The following is a 16,855-nucleotide window of genomic DNA, read 5'->3' as shown; positions in this document are numbered from 1 at the left end:
ATCCTGGCGGTGCGCACCGTCGCCAAGAGCGAGCAGGCGCGGGCGGAGATCCTCAGGGCCCATCCGGCGCCGCTGGTGGAGGTACGGCGGATCGACCTGGCCGACCTGGCCTCGGTCCAGGAGTTCGCCGACGCACTCATCGCCGGCGGGCGGCCGCTCGACATGCTGCTCAACAACGCCGGGGTGATGTTCCCGCCGGTGCGGCACGAGACCGTCGACGGGTTCGAGCTGCAGCTGGGCGGCAACTTCCTCGGCCCGTTCGCGCTGACCGTGCGGCTGCTGCCGCTGCCGCTGCAGGCGCCCGCCGCGCGTGTGGTGACCATGAGCAGCGGCATGGCCGCCCGCGGCACGATCGACTTCGACGACCTGAACTGGCAGCGCGGTTATGACCCGACCGGTGCGTACGGCCGGTCGAAGCTGGCGGACCTGCTGCTGAGCCGGTCGACGAAGAGGCCCCGGCGAGCGAGGTGATCGTCTCGGCGTCGGCGAGTTGCCGACCCGGCAACGAATCTTGGGCCGCCGGAAGCCGCCGACCTATGGTCGACGCGATCACGAGGTCGCAGGTCGGGGAGGGCGCGATGACGGTCCAGCACAGGATCCTGGAAGCGGGCGCGGTACGCATCCACACGGTGGAGCAGGGCAGCGGGCCGCTGGTGCTGCTGGTGCACGGGTTCCCCGAGTCCTGGTATTCGTGGCGGCGGCAGATGCCCGTCCTGGCACAGGCGGGCTACCGGGCCGTCGCACTTGACGTGCGGGGATACGGACGCTCGTCCAAGCCGCGGGACCCGGCCGCCTACCGGATGCTCGACCTGGTCCAGGACAACGTCGCCGTCGTGCGGGCGCTCGGGGAGACCTCGGCGGCGATCGTCGGCCACGACTGGGGGGCGACGATCGCCGCGCACTCCGCGCTGGTCGCGCCCGAGGTGTTCCACGCGGTCGGCATCTTGAGCGTGCCCTACACGCCGCCGGGCGGACCCCGGCCGAGCGAGGTGTTCGCGCAGATGGGCGGGGAGGAGGAGTTCTACGTGTCCTACTTCCAGGAGCCCGGACGGGCCGAATCCGAGATCGAGCCCGACGTGCGCGGCTGGCTCGCCGGCTTCTACCGCGCTCTGTCCGGCGACACCATGGCCGGACCCGACCCGCACTTCGTCACCCGCGACGGCGGCACCCTGCGCGAGCGGTTCCCCGCCGGGGCCCTGCCGTCCTGGCTGACGGAGGAGGAGCTCGGCTTCTACGCCGCGGAGTTCGAGCGGACCGGCCTGACCGGAGCGCTCAACCGCTACCGCAACATGGACCGCGACTGGGAAGACCTGGCCTCCTACGCCGGGGCCCCGATCAAGCAGCCGTCCCTGTTCATCGGCGGCAGGCGCGACGCCTCCACCATGTGGCTGTCCGACGCCGTCGACGCCTACCCCCACACCCTCCCCGGCCTGACCGGCAGCCACCTTCTGGACTGCGGTCACTGGATCCAGCAGGAACGCCCCGACGACGTCAACCGACTCCTCCTGGAATTCCTCGGCAGCCTCTGACACCGTGCCCATTCGGCCTGGTGCCGGCCACGTCCGCCGCGCCGCACCCACCAACGGGGCCGCTGCGCTGTCGTCACCGAATGCGCGAGGCGGTCGCCGCTACCCTGCAAGAGATCACCATGCGCCGCCGGCCACCCGCGAAAGGACGAGGAGACGCACCCGACCATGACCCCTTCCTGGACCACCCGTCCCGAGAGCGCCGGCGACGTCGCCGCCATCCGCGACGTCAACCTTGCCGCCTTCCCCACTCCGCACGAGGCCGACCTCGTCGAGGCGCTGCGGGCCGATGCGCAGGCGTGGCTGCCCGGCCTGTCCTGGCTGGCCGAGGCGCCCGGCGGCGATCTCATCGGATACGCCCTGCTCACCCGCTGTCACGTCGGCGACTCACCCGCACTCGCCCTGGGCCCGTGCGCCGTCAAGCCCGGACACCAGCGGCGGGGCGCCGGTTCCGCCGCGATCCGCGCCGCCCTGCGCGCCGCCCGCGAGCAGGGCGAGAACCTGGTGGTCGTGCTCGGTCACGCCGAGTACTACCCGCGCTTCGGCTTCACCCCGGCCTCCGGGTACGGCATCCGCCCGCCCTTCGACGTCGAGGACAAGTACATGATGGCGCTCGCCCTCGCCCCTGAACGACCGGTCCCCAGCGGCGTCATCCGCTACCCGGCGGCGTTCGGCGTCTGACCTGCTTCGGCCCCGCCGGCAGCGGGCGGGCGCGGATCACCAGATCCGTGCCTTACTTGGGCGTGACCCGGCCGTCGCGGTCCCCCTCGGCAACCTCGCGGCCGTGGGGCGCGGACGACCAGGTGATCAGGCCGGCCGTCCGCGCGGATCCCTGCGGCGGGTCTCTTCGACGAGTTCCGAGGGGACGGAAGCCCCAGGGCCGCGTGGACGAGGGATGAGCGCGGTTCTCAGGGGAGCGGCCAGTTGCGCAGGGCGGCGTCGGCCATCTCCTGGAGTTCGTCGCGGCCGACGCCGCTCGCGGCCTGCACCGTGATGCCGAAGGCCAAGGTGGTGACATAGCGGGCCAGTAGCCCCGGATCGGCGTCCGGAGGCAGGTCGCCGTCGTCGACGGCTCGCTGGAATCGCTCTCGTACGCGGGAGCAGCCGTCGTTGCGCCAGGCGGCGAGAAGGTCGCGGACGCCACGCCCGGAGTCGCTGGCGGCCAGGGCGCCCTGGACGCCCAGGCACCCGTGGGGGTGGGCCGGGCGGGTGGTGGTCCGTACGGTGCCGGCCAGGATCGCGGTGGCGACGCCGAGGGCGGTCGGCTCCTCCAGGGCCCGGGCCAGGTATGCGCTGGGGCCTTCGGTGTAGCGCTCCAGGGCCTTGCGGAACAGCTCCTCCTTGTTGCCGAACGCCGCGTACATGCTGGTGGTGGAGATGCCCATCGCATCGGTCAGGCCGGCCAGGCTGGCTCCCTCGTAGCCGTGCTCCCAGAAGACCAGCATGGCGCGCTCGAGAGCTTCGTCGGGGTCGAATCCTCGCGGCCGGCCGATGGGGCCGCTCTGTTTGGTCCGCACGTCCGCAGCCTACCTCTTCCGCATCGATCGATACAGAAATCTGAGGAGGTTGTCCCCATGGGGCTACTCGAAGGCAAGACCGCTCTCGTCACCGGCGGCAGCACCGGAATCGGCCTGGCCAGTGCCGTACGACTGGCGGCCGAGGGCGCGCACGTGTTCATCACCGGCCGGCGCAGGACCGAACTCGACGCGGCCGTCGGAGCGATCGGTTCAGCGGCCACCGCGGTGATCGGCGACATCTCGAACCTGGCCGACCTGGACAGGCTCTACGAGACGATCCGCAGCAGGGGACAGGGTCTGGACGTACTGTTCGCGAACGCCTCGGTCGCCGAGTTCGTGCCGCTTGAGCAGATCTCCGAGGAGCACTTCGACACCCTCTTCGGCATCAACGTCCGGGGCACGCTGTTCACCGTGCAGAAGGCGCTGCCCCTGCTCAACGACGGTGCCTCGGTGATCCTGAACGGCTCCACCAACGCGGACGCCGGCGATGGGGCGTTCGGCGTGTACGCGGCGACGAAGGCCGCCACCCGATCGTTCGCGCGGACCTGGGCCAACGAACTCAAGGGACGCGGCATCCGGGTCAACACCATCACGCCCGGCCCGACCGACACCCCCGGTCTGTCAGGGCTCGCTCCCGACCAGGAGCAGGCCGCCGGCTTCAGGCGGCAACTGGCCGCGCACGTGCCGCTGGGCCGGCTCGGACGCCCGGAGGAGATCGCCGCCGCCGTGGCCTTCCTCGCCTCCGGGCAGAGCAGCTTCATCACCGGTTCGAGCCTGTACGTCGACGGCGGCCTGAACCAGATCTGAGTGCGAAACCCCCGGCAGTCTTACTAGAGGTTGAGGTCAAAGACCATGACAGTAATCGGCATCATCGGCGCGGGCGAGGTCGGCAGCCAGATCGCGCGTGCGGCGATCGCGAACGGCTACGACGTCGTCATCGCCAACTCACGAGGACCCGAGACCTTGCGGGACCTCATCGACGAGCTCGGCCCGTCGGCGCGTGCCGCGACCGCCGCCGGTGCCGCCGCCGCCGGTGACTTCGCGGTCGTGGCGGTCCCTCTCAAGGTGGTCAACGACATGCGCGAGGAGGAACTGGCAGGCAAGATCGTGCTCGACACGAACAACTACATGGTCTGGCGCGACGGCCATATCCCGGTGGTCGACTCGGGTGAGAAGACCGTTCACGAGCTGCGCCAGGAGCACCTTCCGCGATCCAAGGTCGTCAAGGCCTTCACCCACATCCAGGCCCCCCGCATCACCACCGCGGGCACGGCGGCGGGCACTCCCGGCCGTCTGGCGCTGTCGGCCTCGAGCGACTTTCCCGAAGCCGTGGAACTCGTGACGCGACTGTACGACCAGTTCGGGTTCGACACCGTGGACAACAGCCCGCTCAGCGAGTCGTGGCGCAGTGGTCCCGGTCAACCCGCGTGGGCCGCGCACGAGCACCAGACCCGTGCCCAACTGATCGCCAACCTCGCCGGGGCGCGACGGATCGTCTTGAGGTGATTCTGCCCCTGGCGGCGACGCCGCGGCGTGCGAACCCGGGCAGGGTGCACGACCGGCCACTGATGGTGGCGCCTACGGCCGGCAGGGTCCGGCGAACAGGTGCGCGACGAGCTCACCGCGGCTGGAGACCCCGCCTTGCCGAAGACGGCCTTGAGGTGACCGCGAACGGTGTGGGGAGAGATGAACAGGGCCGTGGCGATCTCGGCGGTGGACAGGCCCCGTGCCACGAACTGGGCGACCTCGAACTCCCGGGGCGTCAGCCCGTACGCCTGGGCGACGATGACCGCCAGGTCGCCGGTCTGGCTTCGCCCATGGTGCCGGTGAACGCCGCCGCGCTGCTGCGGCTGTTCGAGGCCGGGCAGCTCACCATGGTGGCAGGCGTACGCAAGATCGAGGCGGCGGAGGGCGGGTTCCGGGTCCGGGGCGACGGCGGCGACCTGAACGCCGACGTCGTCGTCAACGCCGTGAACCCGCCGCCCCAGGCGGTGCCCCGCGCCGCCGAGCCGCTGGTCACGTCCCTGCTCACCGACGGGCTGGCCGTGCTGCACCCGTCGGGCGGGCTGGTCCCCGCCGATCCGCGCCTGCATGTGGTGGGCGACCTGGCCGGCGGCGGTTCGTTCATCACCTCGGGTATCCCCGGGGTCGCCGCGGCGGCCGCCCGTTCCACCCGCGGACTGCTGGCCACGCTTACGGGCTGATCAGTCGCGGGGGGCCGCGCCCGAGATGGTGACCTCGTTCAGCACCGTGCAACCTGGACCATGTGCGTGCTATGTTGAATAAACATTTACTCAACGAGGTGGGTATGTCCAGGACGCGAAGTGCGCAGGCGGCATGGCGCCGGGAGCAACTACTGGACGCGGCCTTGCGCGTGTTCGCCGACAAGGGCGTGGACGGGGCCACGGTCAAGGACGTGGCTCAGGCCGCCGAGGTGACCCCCGGCCTGCTGTATCGCTACTTCGAAAGCAAGGAGGCGATGGTGGAGACGCTCCTGTCGGAGCGGGGCTTCCTTCCCCGCCTGCGGGAGCTACGGACACAGCACCACGACACCCGGCCGGCTGCCGTGGTGCTGACCGAGTTGCTGGAGGCGTTCGACCGGCTGTTGGCCGACAACGCCGAACTGATGGCCGTGTTCTTCAGCGCCGCCCAGGCCCGCGTGCCGCTGGCGACCCTGGCGGGTGAGGGCCGGCGACTCATCGGCGACTTCCTGCTCGAACGCATCGATGCCGGCGAGCTGCGCCCGCACGACACGGTCACGGCCGCGAGGACCCTGTTCGCCACTGTCGCCGTCAACCGGCGGCTGGGCACCCCGATTGACATCGCAGCCCTGGTCGGGCTGCTGTTTCCGGAAGAAGGATGAGATGCGCGCACAGTGCTGTGTCGTCGGGGGCGGCCCCGCGGGCATGATGGCCGGGCTGCTCCTGGCCCGTCAGGGCGTGGAGGTGATCGTGCTGGAGAAACACGCGGACTTCCTGCGCGACTTCCGCGGCGACACCGTCCACCCCTCCACCCTGCAACTGATCGCCGAACTGGGCTGGATCGAAGAGTTCCTGGATCTTCCGCACACCAAGATGCCGCAGGTGACGGTCAACATGGGCGGCCGGGACGTCACCTTCGCCGACTTCAGCCGGTTGAACGTGCGTTGCCCCTACATCGCGTTCATGCCGCAATGGGACGTGCTGGACTTCCTGGCCGGCAAGGCCGCGGCCTACCCCTCCTTCCGCCTCCTGCGTCGCGCCCAGGTCACGCAACTGCTCACCGATCAGGGACGGGTGACCGGCGTCCTGGCCGACACCGCCGACGGCCCCGTGGAGGTGCGGGCCGACCTGGTGATCGGCGCCGACGGCCGCCACTCCACCGTACGGGCCCGCGCCGGCCTCGCCCCGGTGAGCACCTCGCCCCCCATGGACGTGCTGTGGTTCCGCCTGCCCCGCCGCCCGCAGGACCAGGTGCCCTTCTTCCAGGGCGGCAAGGGGGCACTGATCTCCATCGACCGCGGGGACTTCTGGCAGATCGCCTACACCATCCCGGCGGCCGCTTTCGAGGAGCTCAAGACCGCCGGGCTGCCGGCGTTCCGGGACCGGGTGGCGCACCTGGCGCCCGCGCTGCGCGACCGCGTGGAGGAGATCCACGACTGGGAGGCGGTGCACCATCTGAGCGTCCGGGTGGACCGGCTGCCACGCTGGCACCGGTCAGGACTGCTGTGCATCGGTGACGCCGCCCACGCCATGTCGCCCGCGGGCGGCGTGGGCATCAACCTGGCCGTGCAGGACGCAGTGGCCACCGCCAACCTGGTGGGCCCGCTTCTCGCCAGAGGCGGCACACCACAAGACGCCGACCTGGACCGGGTGCAGTCACGCAGAGACCGCGCCGCGAGGATCACCCAGGCCTTCCAGCTCCGCATCCTGCGCGACCTCTATCCCAAGGACCTGGGCGACGACACGACCCGGCACGTGCCCCCGATCTTCACAGCGTTCCGTACGCTGCCGCCGCTGCGCCACCTCCTGGGTCGTTTCATCGGCATGGGCGTCCGTCCAGAGCACATCGCCGCATGACCGACCATCCCCTTCCGGCGCCGTGCGGGACACCACCGCCCGGCAGGGGTGGAAGTCCCACTGGCCGAGCTCGGCAGCCGTCGTCGCGCACGCCTCCAGGTCGCAGTTGTCGAGCATCCACAGACCCATCGCGACGAGGCTCACGGCGTGGACCGGCATCAGCACGCCTTCGTACCCCGATGGCAGAACGTCCTGCGGGGTGTCGGCGCCGATCAGCGCGACCTCCCGTTCGTGCAGCCACGGCAGGCAGGAGGCGTGCCACCCGGCCTGGGTGAAACCGCTGACCGCACCGGTCTCGTGGCGGACGCGGCCGTAGCCGGTCCGCAGGAGCACCGCATCGCCGGATCGCACCCGCACACCCTGGCGACGCTCGGCCTCCTCCAGATCGTCGGGGAACACCCCCTGCCCCGGTTCCAGCCACGGCACATCCCGCGCGCTCGCGACGTCCAGCAGGACACCGCGCGTGACGATCCCGTTCGCCGCCGCCGTGACGGCCGCCCACGCCGAGCCCGTCGCGGCGTCGGCGCACGGGCAGGTCGTCGTCGACCGCTCCATGTCCTCCGGTACGGCGACCTCCCATGCGCATGACACGCTCCTGCCGTGGCGCACGGCCCGCGCCGCCGCCAGCCGGACGTCGTCGGTGATGTGGTTCAGCGTGCCGAGCTCGTCGTCGCCCCACCGTCCCCAGTTCGACAGCGTGTCGAAGTATCCGAGCACGTCGTCCTGCGTGGGCACCGGTCGCCCTGCCGTCATCCCGGCATCGACTCCTCCGGTCACGCGGTCGAGGCACCGAAGGCAAGGTATCGCGCCCTCTCCTTCGACATGCCAAGGTCCGCTTAGCCGGCGTGCTACCTGGGTCGGCCGCAGTGCTCCGGCCTTCAGGCCGGGGTGGAGAGCCGCTCCGCCCCACGCCTCAGTACCGTGACTTCGCATGACCGAGATCGAGATCACCGCAGACCTGGTACGCGACCTGCTGCAGGAGCAACATCCGGACCTTGCGGGGCTGGCGGTCCGCGAGGTGGCGGGCGGCTGGGGCAACCAGATGTGGCGCCTCGGGGACGAGCTGGCCGTGCGCATGCAGCGCATGGACCCCACCCCGGAGCTCCAGCTCAAGGAGCGGCGGTGGCTCCCTGTGCTGGCTCCGCGCCTGCCGCTTCCGGTGCCGACCCCGGTGCGGTCCGGCGAACCGTCCGAGCGCTTCCCCAAGCACTGGACCGTGATGACGTGGGTTCCCGGCGAGCCGCTGGACCACGGCTCGATCAGCCGCGGCGCCCACGCGGCCGACACGCTGGCGGGCTTCCTCAGGGCGCTGCATGTGGAGGCGCCCGCCGAGGCCCCGGCCAGTTCGGACCTCGGCGCTCACCCCAAGGGGTGCACGGGCGGCTTCGAGCAGTTCTTGCAGGCCGTCGACGCCGTCGGCGATGTCCGCGCCGTCCGGGCCGTCTGGGACGACGCCGTCGCGGCTCCCGAGTGGGAGGGCCCGCCGGTGTGGGTGCACGGCGACCTCCATCCCGCGAATGTCGTCGTCACGGACGGGACGATCTCGGGCGTCATCGATTTCGGTGCCTTGTTCGCCGGCGATCCCGCGTGGGACCTCGCCGCCGCGTGGGTGCTGCTCCCCACGGGCACCGCCGCACGGTTCTTCGACACGTACGGGCATGCGGACGAGGCGACGATCCGGCGCGCCCGCGGGCTGGCCGCCATGAAGAGCCTCTTCCTGATGCTCATGGGCCAGAACGGAGACCGGGGCCTTCCCGGCGGCAAGCCGAACTGGGGACCGGCGGGCCGGGCCGCACTTGATCGCGTTCTGAAGGGCTCTTAATCGTCCCGGTTCTCAATTCTGATCACCAAGGGAACCGGCGGCGATGCCGTCGACGGTCAGGTCCGTCAGCGCCGCGATGGCCGCGGCGGCGGTGGCACGCCCCCGGTTCAGCTCCGCGGCGATCGCCTCGGCCGCGCCCAGCACGCCGTCGCGGAGGTGGAGGTCACCGGCGTCGACGGCGCCGTGCTGCCCGGCCGGATCGTCCCCATCCTCGACGTGCCGAGCCTGGCCCTCGCGACGGGCGCGCCCAACGTCCGCTTCGCGTTCGCGATCAGCGAATCGGCGGGCAGGCGGCGCGGCGGGCCCCCGTCCGCGGAGGTCAGGATCGACCTCGAAGGCGTGGACCGCGCGGGCGCGCCGCTCAGGACGAGCCGCTACCTCTTCCACCCGGAGGGGCAGCGCCCGCTGACGGCGCTCGGTGTCGCCCTCGGCGTCGAGCGACTGCTCGGCCTGCGTGGCGCCCCCGTGCCGCCCGGCCTCCACACCCCCGAGGCGCTGATCGGCCCCGGCTACGCGTCACGCCCGATCCTATTATCTTGAACGATCGTACTAATTGTACTAACGTTCAAACATGATGAGAGCGAAAGGGACGTGATGACGCGCCAACAGTTCACGCGGGCAGGGGCGCGCCAGTGGGCGGGCCTGGGCCTGCTGGCCATGCCGACGGTGCTGCTGGGACTGGACGTGACCGTCCTGTACCTGGTGGCGCCGAGCATGGCGGCCGACCTGTCCCCGTCGGCCACCCAGCTGCTGTGGATCATGGACGCGTACGGGTTCCTCGTCGCCGGGTTCCTCGTGACCATGGGCACGCTGGGCGACCGGATCGGGCGGCGCAGGTTGCTGGAGATCGGGATGATCGCCTTCGCGGCGGCCTCGGTGTTCGCCGCGTTCGCCCCCACGGCCGAGCTGTTGATCCTCGCGCGAGCCCTGCTGGGAGTGGCCGGGGCGACGCTCATGCCCTCCACGCTGTCGCTGATCTCGAACATGTTCCCCGACGCGCGTCAGCGCGCGGTCGCCATCGGGGTCTGGGCCACGATGTTCGCGCTCGGGATGGCCGCCGGGCCGATCGTGGGCGGAGCCATGGTGGACTCCTTCTGGTGGGGAGCGCCGTTCCTGACGGCGGTGCCCATCGCCCTCGCCGTCCTGGCCGGGGCACGCGCACTGCTTCCGGAGTACGCGGCCCCGTCCACCGGCCGGCTGGACCTGATCAGCGTGGGCCTGTCCCTGGCGGCGATCCTCCCGGTCGTCTACGCCGTCAAGCGCATCGCCTCCGACGGCCCCGGCGGCGCAACCCTCGTCTACGCCCTGGCGGGCGTTCTGGCCGGGATCGTGTTCGTACGCCGCCAACGCCGCCTCCCCGACCCGCTGCTGGACGTGACGCTGTTCGGCGACCGGGCCTTCACCGTGGCCTTGAGCGTGCTGCTCATCGGCCTGGTCGGAGTCGGGGGTTCGATGTACCTGGTCACGCAGTACCTCCAGCTCGTCCAAGGGCTCACGCCCTTCGACGCGGGGCTCTGGATGGGACCACCGGCGCTGGCGATGTTCGCCGCCGCCATCGGCGCTCCTCTGGTCGCCCGGCGTTTCCGCCCCGGCTCGGTCATGGGCGCCGCACTCGGGGCGTCCCTCGCCGGCTACGCGCTGCTCGCCACTGCGGGACTCGACGACGAGGTCCCCGTGGCTGTCGGCTTCACGTTCGTCTATCTCGGGCTGGGCGCCCTCGCCGCCCTGGGCACCGACATGGTGGTGGGCGCGGTGCCGGCAGCGCGATCCGGGTCGGCGGCGTCGATCTCCGAGACGGTCCAGGAACTCGGCATCGCCGTCGGCGTCGCCCTGCTCGGCAGTCTCACCACCGCCGTCTACCGCACTCGGGTGACGGTGCCCGGAGATCTGACGTCCGAGACCTCCGGCGCCCTCACCGACAGCCTGAACGCGACCCTGGCGATCAGCGACAGCCTTCCGCCCGGGACCGTCGAGGCGGCCCAGCAGGCCTTCACCAGCGGACTCAACGTCGCTTCCCTGGTCGCGGGGATCGCCATCGCCGTTGCCGCGGTGCTGTGCCTGGGGATGCTGCGTCACGTGCCCACACTCGGGGAGGCGCGGAGCCGCGACACCGACGTTTGAACGATGGTCCGACTATCCTTTCGGGTCGGACCGAGGAGCGGCATGGGCGACACCACCGACGACAGCGAGCACATCGACGGCCGCCGCGCGCGTGGCGAGAGACGACGCGCGGAGATCATCGAGGCCACCCTCGCCGTGGTCACGCGCGACGGCGCGGCAGGCGTCACCCATCGCACGGTCGCCAAGCAGGCCGGCACCACGACGTCCCTGAGCACCTACTACTTCGCGACCCTCGACGACCTGCTCGTCGCCGCCCTCACGAGTGTCGCCGACGCCTACACCGCCCGCATCCGCGACATCATCGACAGCCCCGGCGACAAGCTCACCGGCCTGGCCCACCTCATCGCCGAGTCCGGCGGTCCCGGACGTGAACGCGCCCTGGCCGAACGCGAGCTGGCGACCCTGGCCGCCCGCCGCCCCGCACTACGACCCGTGGCACGACGCTGGCGGGAGAACATCGCCGAACTCGCCACCACGCTGACCGACGACCCTGCGGCGATCGCCGCCCTCGTCGCGGCCTCCGACGGACTGTGCACCGCGATCCTCCTCGACAACGCCCCCGCCGACCCTGATCACATCCAGGCCGTCCTGCGACGAGCCGTCCGGTGACGGTACGGCCGCGGGATCAGCGGGACTCCGCGAGCAGGTGCACGACACCGGCCGGGTTCTTGATCCAGTGGGTCCTGGAGTCGAGGCCCTCCAGGGGCTCGACCTCGTCACACGGGTGGATGCCACTGCCGGCCAGTCTGGCCGCTGCCGCGTCCAGGTCATCGGTGTGCAACTGCAGCCACAGGTCGGGCCGGCTGTAGTTGTCGACGCAGTCGAGCCACAGCGTATTGGGGCCGAACCGTACCGAATGAGTTCTCGAGACGGTCGGAGCGTACGAGACGTCATCCTCTTTGACCTCGAAGCCCAGGGTGTCGCGGTAGAAGGCCACGGTGGCCTCGTACTGCGCCTTGGGGATCTTCATGGCGATGTTCAGGCCGGCGGTGAATTCAGGCTTGTTCATTGTCGCTCGACTCCTTCGTGTCGGTGGCGTCCAGTGCGAGCTCCAGCGCGGTCAGCCGGTCGTCCCACCTGTTGGCGAGCATGGCCAGCCACACCTGCGCCGTGCGAATGGGGGCTGATTCCAGCCGGTAGGGATGGCGACGGCCGGCCGGTTCTCCTGGGCTGATCAGGCCCGCTTCGGCGAGCTGGCCGAGGTGCTTGGCGATCGCCTGGCGGCTGATCGGCAGCCGTCGCGCCAGGTCCGTGACGGTCGCGGGCCCGGCGCGGGCGAGCTCCTCCAGCAGTGCGCGCCGCGTCGGATCGGTGAGCGCCGCGAACACCGCGACGGCCTGCCGTTCCGCATCAGGCGGCCGCATCGAGGTAGGTCTCCAGGTCGGCGAGCTCGGCGTCCCATCCCTGACTGTTGGCCTGGTGGGCGGAGCGGGCCACGTCGACGGCGGCCTGGGCGAACCCGCTCTCCACCAGGCGCAACCGGGTGCCGTCCGGTATCGGTTCCAGGGTGAAGTCCACAAGCGTCCGGGGTGTGTCGTCCTCCGGCAGGCCCTCGATCGCCCACCTGAACGCGAAACGGCGTGGTGGGTCGACCACCACGATGGTGGCGACGGATTCGTCGCCGAGATCGTCCCAGCGGAAGAACGCGCGCCCACCGGGCCGCAGATCTATCTCCGCCACCGAGCCGAACCACCGCGAGAGCCCTTCCGCGGTGGTCAGCGCGGCCCACACCCGCTCGACGGGGTGCCGCAGCACCACCACACGTTCGATCGCGTCCGAATCCATGCCACCCTGTTTCGCAACTTGTAGGTTGCCATCAATGGCAACCTACAAGTTGCGATCGTCACCTACAAGCCCCGGCGCGGAGGGCGACTTACTGTGCACCCACCTGCGATAGACAGGCTCCACATGGAATTCTTCCGTTACCACCGTGACCGGCCCGGCTCCGCAGCGCTGCGTGAGAAGCCCGCCGAGGAGCACTGGTCCTACGTGACTCCTCCACTTCCTGAAGGAAGCGGCTTCTCGCTTTCCCCCTGCTGAGGTAGGCGACGGACAAGCCCTGCCCGTTTCGAACAAAGAAACCATAACAGGGAAGCGATTCCCCTGCCGGGTGAACCCGGCAGTCCCCTCGCTAGATCTGATGGACCGCTACGATGCGCTGCTGATCGCCCGCGGCCCCACCTCCTGGGCCGCACCATGTGGGACTTCCCCGGTGGCCGCGAAGGCGGCAGCCGCTATCTCGTTCTCGGCCTCGGCACGGGCCAGGCCGCCGACCTCCTTCCACCGCCCGACCGGCAGGACGACCTGATCGCCTACGGGTCGCTGCTGTCCGACGACGGCGCCACCTGGCTGGGCACGGCGGCCTTGATCCGGGCGGGGGATCGGGACACGGCCCGTACCGTCCTGACCTCGGACCGCTATGCCGACATCGAAGTCCACCACTGGGAGTTCGGCGGACGACGATGATCGACGGCGGTGCCGGCCGTCACACGGGAAGCTCGTCCAGGATGGCGGCGGCCTGCTCGGCAGCGCGTCTTTCGTACTCCCGCGCGAGCACCTGGAAGAGCTGTTCGGCCCGGATGGCCGGCCAGTCCGGGGGCAGGTGCTCGGCCGGCAGGTGGGGATCCTGGCGGACGAGTTGCAGCCAGTCGGTGTGCAGCAGCAACTGGCGGGCGAGGTCGTCCGGCGCGCCGGGGAGCGGCCGGGGGACGTCCCACTGGGTGAGAAACGCTCGGTAGCGTCCGGCGATCCGCTCGATGTCGAAGGCCTTCCTGACGAGGTCGGCGGCCTCGGTCGGGTTGAAGGCGCGGGCGGTCAGCACGGTGACGTGGTCGCCCAGCTCCAGCGAGGCGATGATGTCCGTGACGTCCTTCTCGCCCGGCGCTATCCACAGCCCGTTCTGCAGCAGGCCGAAGCCGTTCCAGATCAGCTGAGAACGCAGGTCGTTCCGGGTGCTGCGCCGGCTGTCCGGTAGTGAGAACCCGACGACCGTCCAGGTGCCGTCCCAGTCGCGGTTCACCGCGCCGGTCTCCCACACCCGTCTGCGCCCATCCTTCAGCACCTCCGCGGCGTGCGGGGCGAGCCCGAAGTACACCTTTCGTCCCCGTCGGTGCCGGATCAGCAGGTTGCGCTTGACCATGCGCGCGAGCGTCGACCGTACGGCCTCCTCGGAGACGTTGAGGCGGGCGAACACGTCTATGACGCTGCCGGAGTAGACGGCCACGCCGCGGTCCAGCACGTAGATGCCGAGAAAGCTGAACATCAGGGACTGCGGGCGCCGGAACTGCGCTGTCAGGTCGTCTTCGCCACCGAAGGTCACAGCCAAAGGGTAGACGGTTCTCAACGTCAGGCAAATCTTTGACGGCAGTCACATAAGTGCCATAGATTCGGCGATGTCAGGCTTCCCGGCGAAAGGTGAGGTGCATGGATCTGTCGGGCAAGGTGGCCGTCGTCACGGGCGCGGGTCGTGGCCTCGGGCGGGCCTACGCCGAGGCGCTGGCGGCGGCCGGGGCGGCGGTCATCGTGAACGACCTGGACGGCGACTCGGCGGCCGGAGTCGCCGGCGGGATCATCGCGGCGGGGGGCAGGGCCGCGGCCGTCGTCGCCCCGGTCGGCTCCGCCGAGGCCGCCGAGCGGCTGGTCGCCACGGCCGTCAAGGAGTTCGGCCGGCTGGACGTGATGGTCACGAACGCGGGCATTCTGCGGGACCGGGTCCTGTGGAAGATGTCCGACGAGGACTTCGACGCGGTGATCGACGTGCACCTGCGGGGCACGTTCACCTGCGCCCGGGCGGCGGCGGTGCGGATGCGCGAGCAGGGGACGGGCGGACGGCTGATCCTCGTCTCGTCGCCCGCCGGTCAGCGCGGGAACTTCGGCCAGACCAACTACGCCGCCGCCAAGGCGGGCATCGTCGCCATGGCCCGGACCTGGGCGATGGAGCTGGCCAGGGCGAACATCACGGTGAACGCGATCGTCCCGGTCGCGGCGACGGAGATGACCAAGACGATCCCGGCCTTCGCCCCGGTCATCGAGGAGTCGGAGCGGACCGGGCGGCCGTTCCCGGAATGGCTGCGCAGGGGCGAGGGCCTGGGCGCGGTCGGGGACGTCGCCCCGCTCGTCGTCTTCCTCGCGTCCGACGCCTCCGCGGAGGTGACGGGCCAGGCCATCGGCATCGGCGGCGACCGGCTGGCGCTCTGGTCCCACCCCGGCGAGAAGGCGGTGGCCTACGCCGACGGCGGCTGGACGGCCGACGCGATCGCCGCCTCATGGCGGACGGGCGTCGGCGCCGATCCCGAGACGTACGGCGTGCCCGCGCCCAAGGTCCCCGAACAGAAGACGGCGGAGAGCTGAGATGTCGCGGATGAACGTCGGCGAACTGGTCGCGATCGACGTGCACACGCACGCCGAGGTCTCCGCCGGCGGGCACGTCTCGCTGAGCGCGGAGCTGTTCGGCGCCTCGGAGAAGTACTTCAAGGAGCACCCCAGGCCGACCATCCCCGAGATGGCCGCCTACTACCGAGAGCGCAAGATGGCCGCGGTGGTGTTCACCGTCGACGCGGAGCACGCCACCGGCCACCCTCGCATCTCGAACGAGGAGGTCGCCGAGAGCTGTGCCGAGCATGCCGACGTGCTGATCCCGTTCGCCAGTGTCGATCCGTGGAAGGGCCGGGCGGGCGTCCGAGAGGCGCGCCGGCTAGTCGAGGAGCACGGCGTGCGCGGTTTCAAGTTTCACCCCAGCATCCAGGGCTTCGCGCCCGACGACCGCATGGCCTATCCCCTCTACGAGGTGATCCAGGAGTCCGGCGCGATCGCCCTGTTCCACACGGGCCAGACGGGTATCGGCGCGGGCGTGCCGGGCGGGGGCGGGATCCGGTTGAAGTACTCCAACCCCATGCTGGTGGACGACGTCGCCGTGGACTTCCCCGACCTGAAGATCGTGCTGGCCCATCCGTCGTTCCCCTGGCAGGACGAGGCGCTGGCCGTCGCCACGCACAAGCCCCAGGTCTACATCGACCTGTCCGGGTGGTCGCCCAAGTACTTCCCGCCGCAGCTCGTCCGGTACGCGAACACGCTGCTGAAGGACAAGGTGCTCTTCGGATCCGACTATCCGGTGATCACCCCGGACCGCTGGCTCGCCGACTTCGGCAAGCTCGAGATCAAGCCGGAGGTCCGCTCCCGCATCCTCAAGGACAATGCCGCGCGCCTGCTCGGGCTGGGTGCGCAGGAAGGGACGACACGGTCATGACCACGACGGTGCACGGACTCGGCGAGATCAAGGCGCTCGCCGGGGCGGACCTCGGCCACAGCGAATGGCTGGAGATCACCCAGGAGCGGGTGAACACCTTCGCCGACGCCACCGACGACCACCAGTGGATCCACGTCGATCCCGAGCGGGCGAAGGAGGGGCCGTTCGGCGGTCCGATCGCCCACGGCTATCTGACCCTGTCCCTGGTCATCCCGCTTTTCACCGAGTTGCTCGACATCCGGGGCGTGACGATGAGCGTCAACTACGGACTGGAGAAGGCCCGCTTCCCCAGTCCCGTCAAGGTCGGTGCCAAGATCCGCCTCGCCGCCGCCGTGGCGTCGGTGGACGACGTCCCCGGTGACGGCGTCCAGATGCTCCTCGACTTCACCGTAGAGATCGACGGCTCCGCCAAGCCCGCCTGCGTCGCGCGCGTGATCTACCGTCACTACGCCTGACCGGGCGAAACGTACGGCCCGCGCCCGGCGCGGCGAGCGCGGCGCACCCCACCCCCCGCCCATATTGGGCAAAGTATTGACGTCCGTTACGGATCTGCCTAACCTCCGGGA

At 70.6% G+C, this 16,855-nt stretch carries 23 protein-coding genes and 1 pseudogene; 16 read left to right on the top strand and 8 right to left on the bottom strand.

Features of this window, described 5'->3' with window-relative positions:
• Window positions 1–9 precede the first annotated feature (9 nt).
• The 3 genes from FR742_RS16275 to FR742_RS16265 all read left to right on the top strand — a co-directional run bounded on the left by FR742_RS16275 (window position 10) and on the right by FR742_RS16265 (window position 2,207).
• The gene (locus FR742_RS16275) at window positions 10–471 is read left to right on the top strand and encodes an SDR family NAD(P)-dependent oxidoreductase (protein WP_222708950.1); all 462 of its coding nucleotides are present in this window, start codon (window positions 10–12) and stop codon (window positions 469–471) included.
• A 107-nt stretch (window positions 472–578) separates the two neighbouring features.
• A complete protein-coding gene (locus tag FR742_RS16270; protein ID WP_148031724.1) occupies window positions 579–1,529 on the top strand; it encodes an alpha/beta fold hydrolase in 951 nt (316 codons plus the stop codon).
• Between the two features lie 165 nt (window positions 1,530–1,694).
• Window positions 1,695–2,207 carry a GNAT family N-acetyltransferase gene (locus FR742_RS16265; protein WP_148031723.1) on the top strand — a complete coding sequence of 171 codons (513 nt, stop codon included), beginning with the start codon at window positions 1,695–1,697 and terminating at the stop codon, window positions 2,205–2,207.
• 227 nt (window positions 2,208–2,434) lie between these two features.
• On the opposite strand, the gene FR742_RS16260 is transcribed toward FR742_RS16265, so the two are convergent.
• Window positions 2,435–3,043, bottom strand: coding sequence for a TetR/AcrR family transcriptional regulator (locus FR742_RS16260; protein ID WP_148031722.1), 609 nt, complete (start codon window positions 3,041–3,043; stop codon window positions 2,435–2,437).
• Between the two features lie 57 nt (window positions 3,044–3,100).
• Here FR742_RS16260 and FR742_RS16255 point away from each other — a divergent pair, with 57 nt between their 5' ends.
• Window positions 3,101–3,850: an SDR family oxidoreductase gene (locus FR742_RS16255; protein ID WP_148031721.1), complete on the top strand. Its 750-nt coding sequence runs from the start codon at window positions 3,101–3,103 to the stop codon at window positions 3,848–3,850.
• A gap of 45 nt (window positions 3,851–3,895) precedes the next feature.
• Window positions 3,896–4,549, top strand: coding sequence for an NADPH-dependent F420 reductase (locus tag FR742_RS16250; protein WP_148031720.1), 654 nt, complete (start codon window positions 3,896–3,898; stop codon window positions 4,547–4,549).
• Here the strand turns inward: FR742_RS16250 and FR742_RS45215 are convergent.
• Window positions 4,462–4,776 carry a LuxR C-terminal-related transcriptional regulator gene (locus FR742_RS45215; RefSeq protein WP_261808571.1) on the bottom strand — a complete coding sequence of 105 codons (315 nt, stop codon included), beginning with the start codon at window positions 4,774–4,776 and terminating at the stop codon, window positions 4,462–4,464. The genes FR742_RS16250 and FR742_RS45215 overlap by 88 nt on opposite strands.
• On the opposite strand from FR742_RS45215, the gene FR742_RS45845 reads away from it, so the two are divergent.
• The 3 genes from FR742_RS45845 to FR742_RS16230 all read left to right on the top strand — a co-directional run bounded on the left by FR742_RS45845 (window position 4,720) and on the right by FR742_RS16230 (window position 7,101).
• Window positions 4,720–5,247, top strand: a complete 528-nt coding sequence (locus FR742_RS45845) for a hypothetical protein (RefSeq protein WP_261808895.1) — start codon at window positions 4,720–4,722, stop codon at window positions 5,245–5,247. The two genes, FR742_RS45215 and FR742_RS45845, sit on opposite strands and share 57 nt — an antisense overlap.
• 71 nt (window positions 5,248–5,318) lie before the next feature.
• On the top strand, window positions 5,319–5,906 hold the full coding sequence (locus FR742_RS16235) for a helix-turn-helix domain-containing protein (RefSeq protein ID WP_315970647.1): 588 nt from the start codon (window positions 5,319–5,321) through the stop codon (window positions 5,904–5,906).
• A gap of 1 nt (window position 5,907) precedes the next feature.
• Window positions 5,908–7,101, top strand: a complete 1,194-nt coding sequence (locus FR742_RS16230; RefSeq protein WP_148031718.1) for an FAD-dependent oxidoreductase — start codon at window positions 5,908–5,910, stop codon at window positions 7,099–7,101.
• 207 nt (window positions 7,102–7,308) lie between these two features.
• Here the strand turns inward: FR742_RS16230 and FR742_RS45840 are convergent.
• Window positions 7,309–7,656, bottom strand: a pseudogene (locus FR742_RS45840) (cyclase family protein); the annotation flags it as partial.
• Between the two features lie 376 nt (window positions 7,657–8,032).
• On the opposite strand from FR742_RS45840, the gene FR742_RS16220 reads away from it, so the two are divergent.
• Window positions 8,033–8,923: an aminoglycoside phosphotransferase family protein gene (locus tag FR742_RS16220; protein ID WP_148031717.1), complete on the top strand. Its 891-nt coding sequence runs from the start codon at window positions 8,033–8,035 to the stop codon at window positions 8,921–8,923.
• Window positions 8,924–8,935: 12 nt separating this feature from the next.
• Here the strand turns inward: FR742_RS16220 and FR742_RS45835 are convergent, their stop codons facing one another.
• Window positions 8,936–9,067, bottom strand: a complete 132-nt coding sequence (locus tag FR742_RS45835) for a hypothetical protein (RefSeq protein WP_261808569.1) — start codon at window positions 9,065–9,067, stop codon at window positions 8,936–8,938.
• Between the two features lie 12 nt (window positions 9,068–9,079).
• On the opposite strand from FR742_RS45835, the gene FR742_RS16215 reads away from it, so the two are divergent.
• Genes FR742_RS16215 through FR742_RS16205 form a run of 3 tightly spaced genes read left to right on the top strand, consistent with a single transcriptional unit; the run spans window position 9,080 to window position 11,653 of the window.
• Window positions 9,080–9,463, top strand: a complete 384-nt coding sequence (locus FR742_RS16215) for a hypothetical protein (RefSeq protein ID WP_222708949.1) — start codon at window positions 9,080–9,082, stop codon at window positions 9,461–9,463.
• Window positions 9,464–9,517: 54 nt separating this feature from the next.
• A complete protein-coding gene (locus FR742_RS16210; RefSeq protein ID WP_148031716.1) occupies window positions 9,518–11,044 on the top strand; it encodes an MFS transporter in 1,527 nt (508 codons plus the stop codon).
• A 42-nt stretch (window positions 11,045–11,086) separates the two neighbouring features.
• Window positions 11,087–11,653, top strand: coding sequence for a TetR/AcrR family transcriptional regulator (locus FR742_RS16205; RefSeq protein WP_148031715.1), 567 nt, complete (start codon window positions 11,087–11,089; stop codon window positions 11,651–11,653).
• Window positions 11,654–11,669: 16 nt separating this feature from the next.
• Here FR742_RS16205 and FR742_RS16200 read toward each other — a convergent pair whose 3' ends face one another.
• From FR742_RS16200 to FR742_RS16190, 3 genes are read right to left on the bottom strand one after another with little or no spacing between them, the layout of a single operon-like run.
• Window positions 11,670–12,053, bottom strand: coding sequence for a VOC family protein (locus tag FR742_RS16200; RefSeq protein WP_148031714.1), 384 nt, complete (start codon window positions 12,051–12,053; stop codon window positions 11,670–11,672).
• Window positions 12,040–12,408 (bottom strand): helix-turn-helix transcriptional regulator, encoded by a 369-nt coding sequence (locus tag FR742_RS16195; RefSeq protein WP_148031713.1) that lies wholly within the window; start codon window positions 12,406–12,408, stop codon window positions 12,040–12,042. The genes FR742_RS16200 and FR742_RS16195 overlap by 14 nt, the downstream gene beginning before the upstream one ends.
• The gene (locus FR742_RS16190) at window positions 12,395–12,829 is read right to left on the bottom strand and encodes an SRPBCC domain-containing protein (RefSeq protein WP_148031712.1); all 435 of its coding nucleotides are present in this window, start codon (window positions 12,827–12,829) and stop codon (window positions 12,395–12,397) included. The genes FR742_RS16195 and FR742_RS16190 overlap by 14 nt, the downstream gene beginning before the upstream one ends.
• 411 nt (window positions 12,830–13,240) lie before the next feature.
• On the opposite strand from FR742_RS16190, the gene FR742_RS45830 reads away from it, so the two are divergent.
• Window positions 13,241–13,510 carry a hypothetical protein gene (locus FR742_RS45830; protein ID WP_261808568.1) on the top strand — a complete coding sequence of 90 codons (270 nt, stop codon included), beginning with the start codon at window positions 13,241–13,243 and terminating at the stop codon, window positions 13,508–13,510.
• 19 nt (window positions 13,511–13,529) lie between these two features.
• On the opposite strand, the gene FR742_RS16180 is transcribed toward FR742_RS45830, so the two are convergent.
• Window positions 13,530–14,363, bottom strand: coding sequence for a PaaX family transcriptional regulator C-terminal domain-containing protein (locus FR742_RS16180; protein ID WP_261808567.1), 834 nt, complete (start codon window positions 14,361–14,363; stop codon window positions 13,530–13,532).
• 104 nt (window positions 14,364–14,467) lie between these two features.
• Here FR742_RS16180 and FR742_RS16175 point away from each other — a divergent pair, with 104 nt between their 5' ends.
• Genes FR742_RS16175 through FR742_RS16165 form a run of 3 tightly spaced genes read left to right on the top strand, consistent with a single transcriptional unit; the run spans window position 14,468 to window position 16,744 of the window.
• Window positions 14,468–15,394: an SDR family NAD(P)-dependent oxidoreductase gene (locus FR742_RS16175; RefSeq protein ID WP_187281167.1), complete on the top strand. Its 927-nt coding sequence runs from the start codon at window positions 14,468–14,470 to the stop codon at window positions 15,392–15,394.
• Window position 15,395: 1 nt separating this feature from the next.
• Window positions 15,396–16,289, top strand: a complete 894-nt coding sequence (locus FR742_RS16170) for an amidohydrolase family protein (RefSeq protein WP_315970616.1) — start codon at window positions 15,396–15,398, stop codon at window positions 16,287–16,289.
• On the top strand, window positions 16,286–16,744 hold the full coding sequence (locus tag FR742_RS16165) for a MaoC family dehydratase (protein WP_148031709.1): 459 nt from the start codon (window positions 16,286–16,288) through the stop codon (window positions 16,742–16,744). The genes FR742_RS16170 and FR742_RS16165 overlap by 4 nt, the downstream gene beginning before the upstream one ends.
• Window positions 16,745–16,855: the final 111 nt, after the last annotated feature.

This window comes from Nonomuraea sp. C10 (assembly GCF_008017515.1).
GTDB lineage: Bacteria > Actinomycetota > Actinomycetes > Streptosporangiales > Streptosporangiaceae > Nonomuraea > Nonomuraea ferruginea.
Note: the sequence above shows the minus strand (reverse complement) of the source record. Positions and strands in the feature narration are given on the sequence as shown.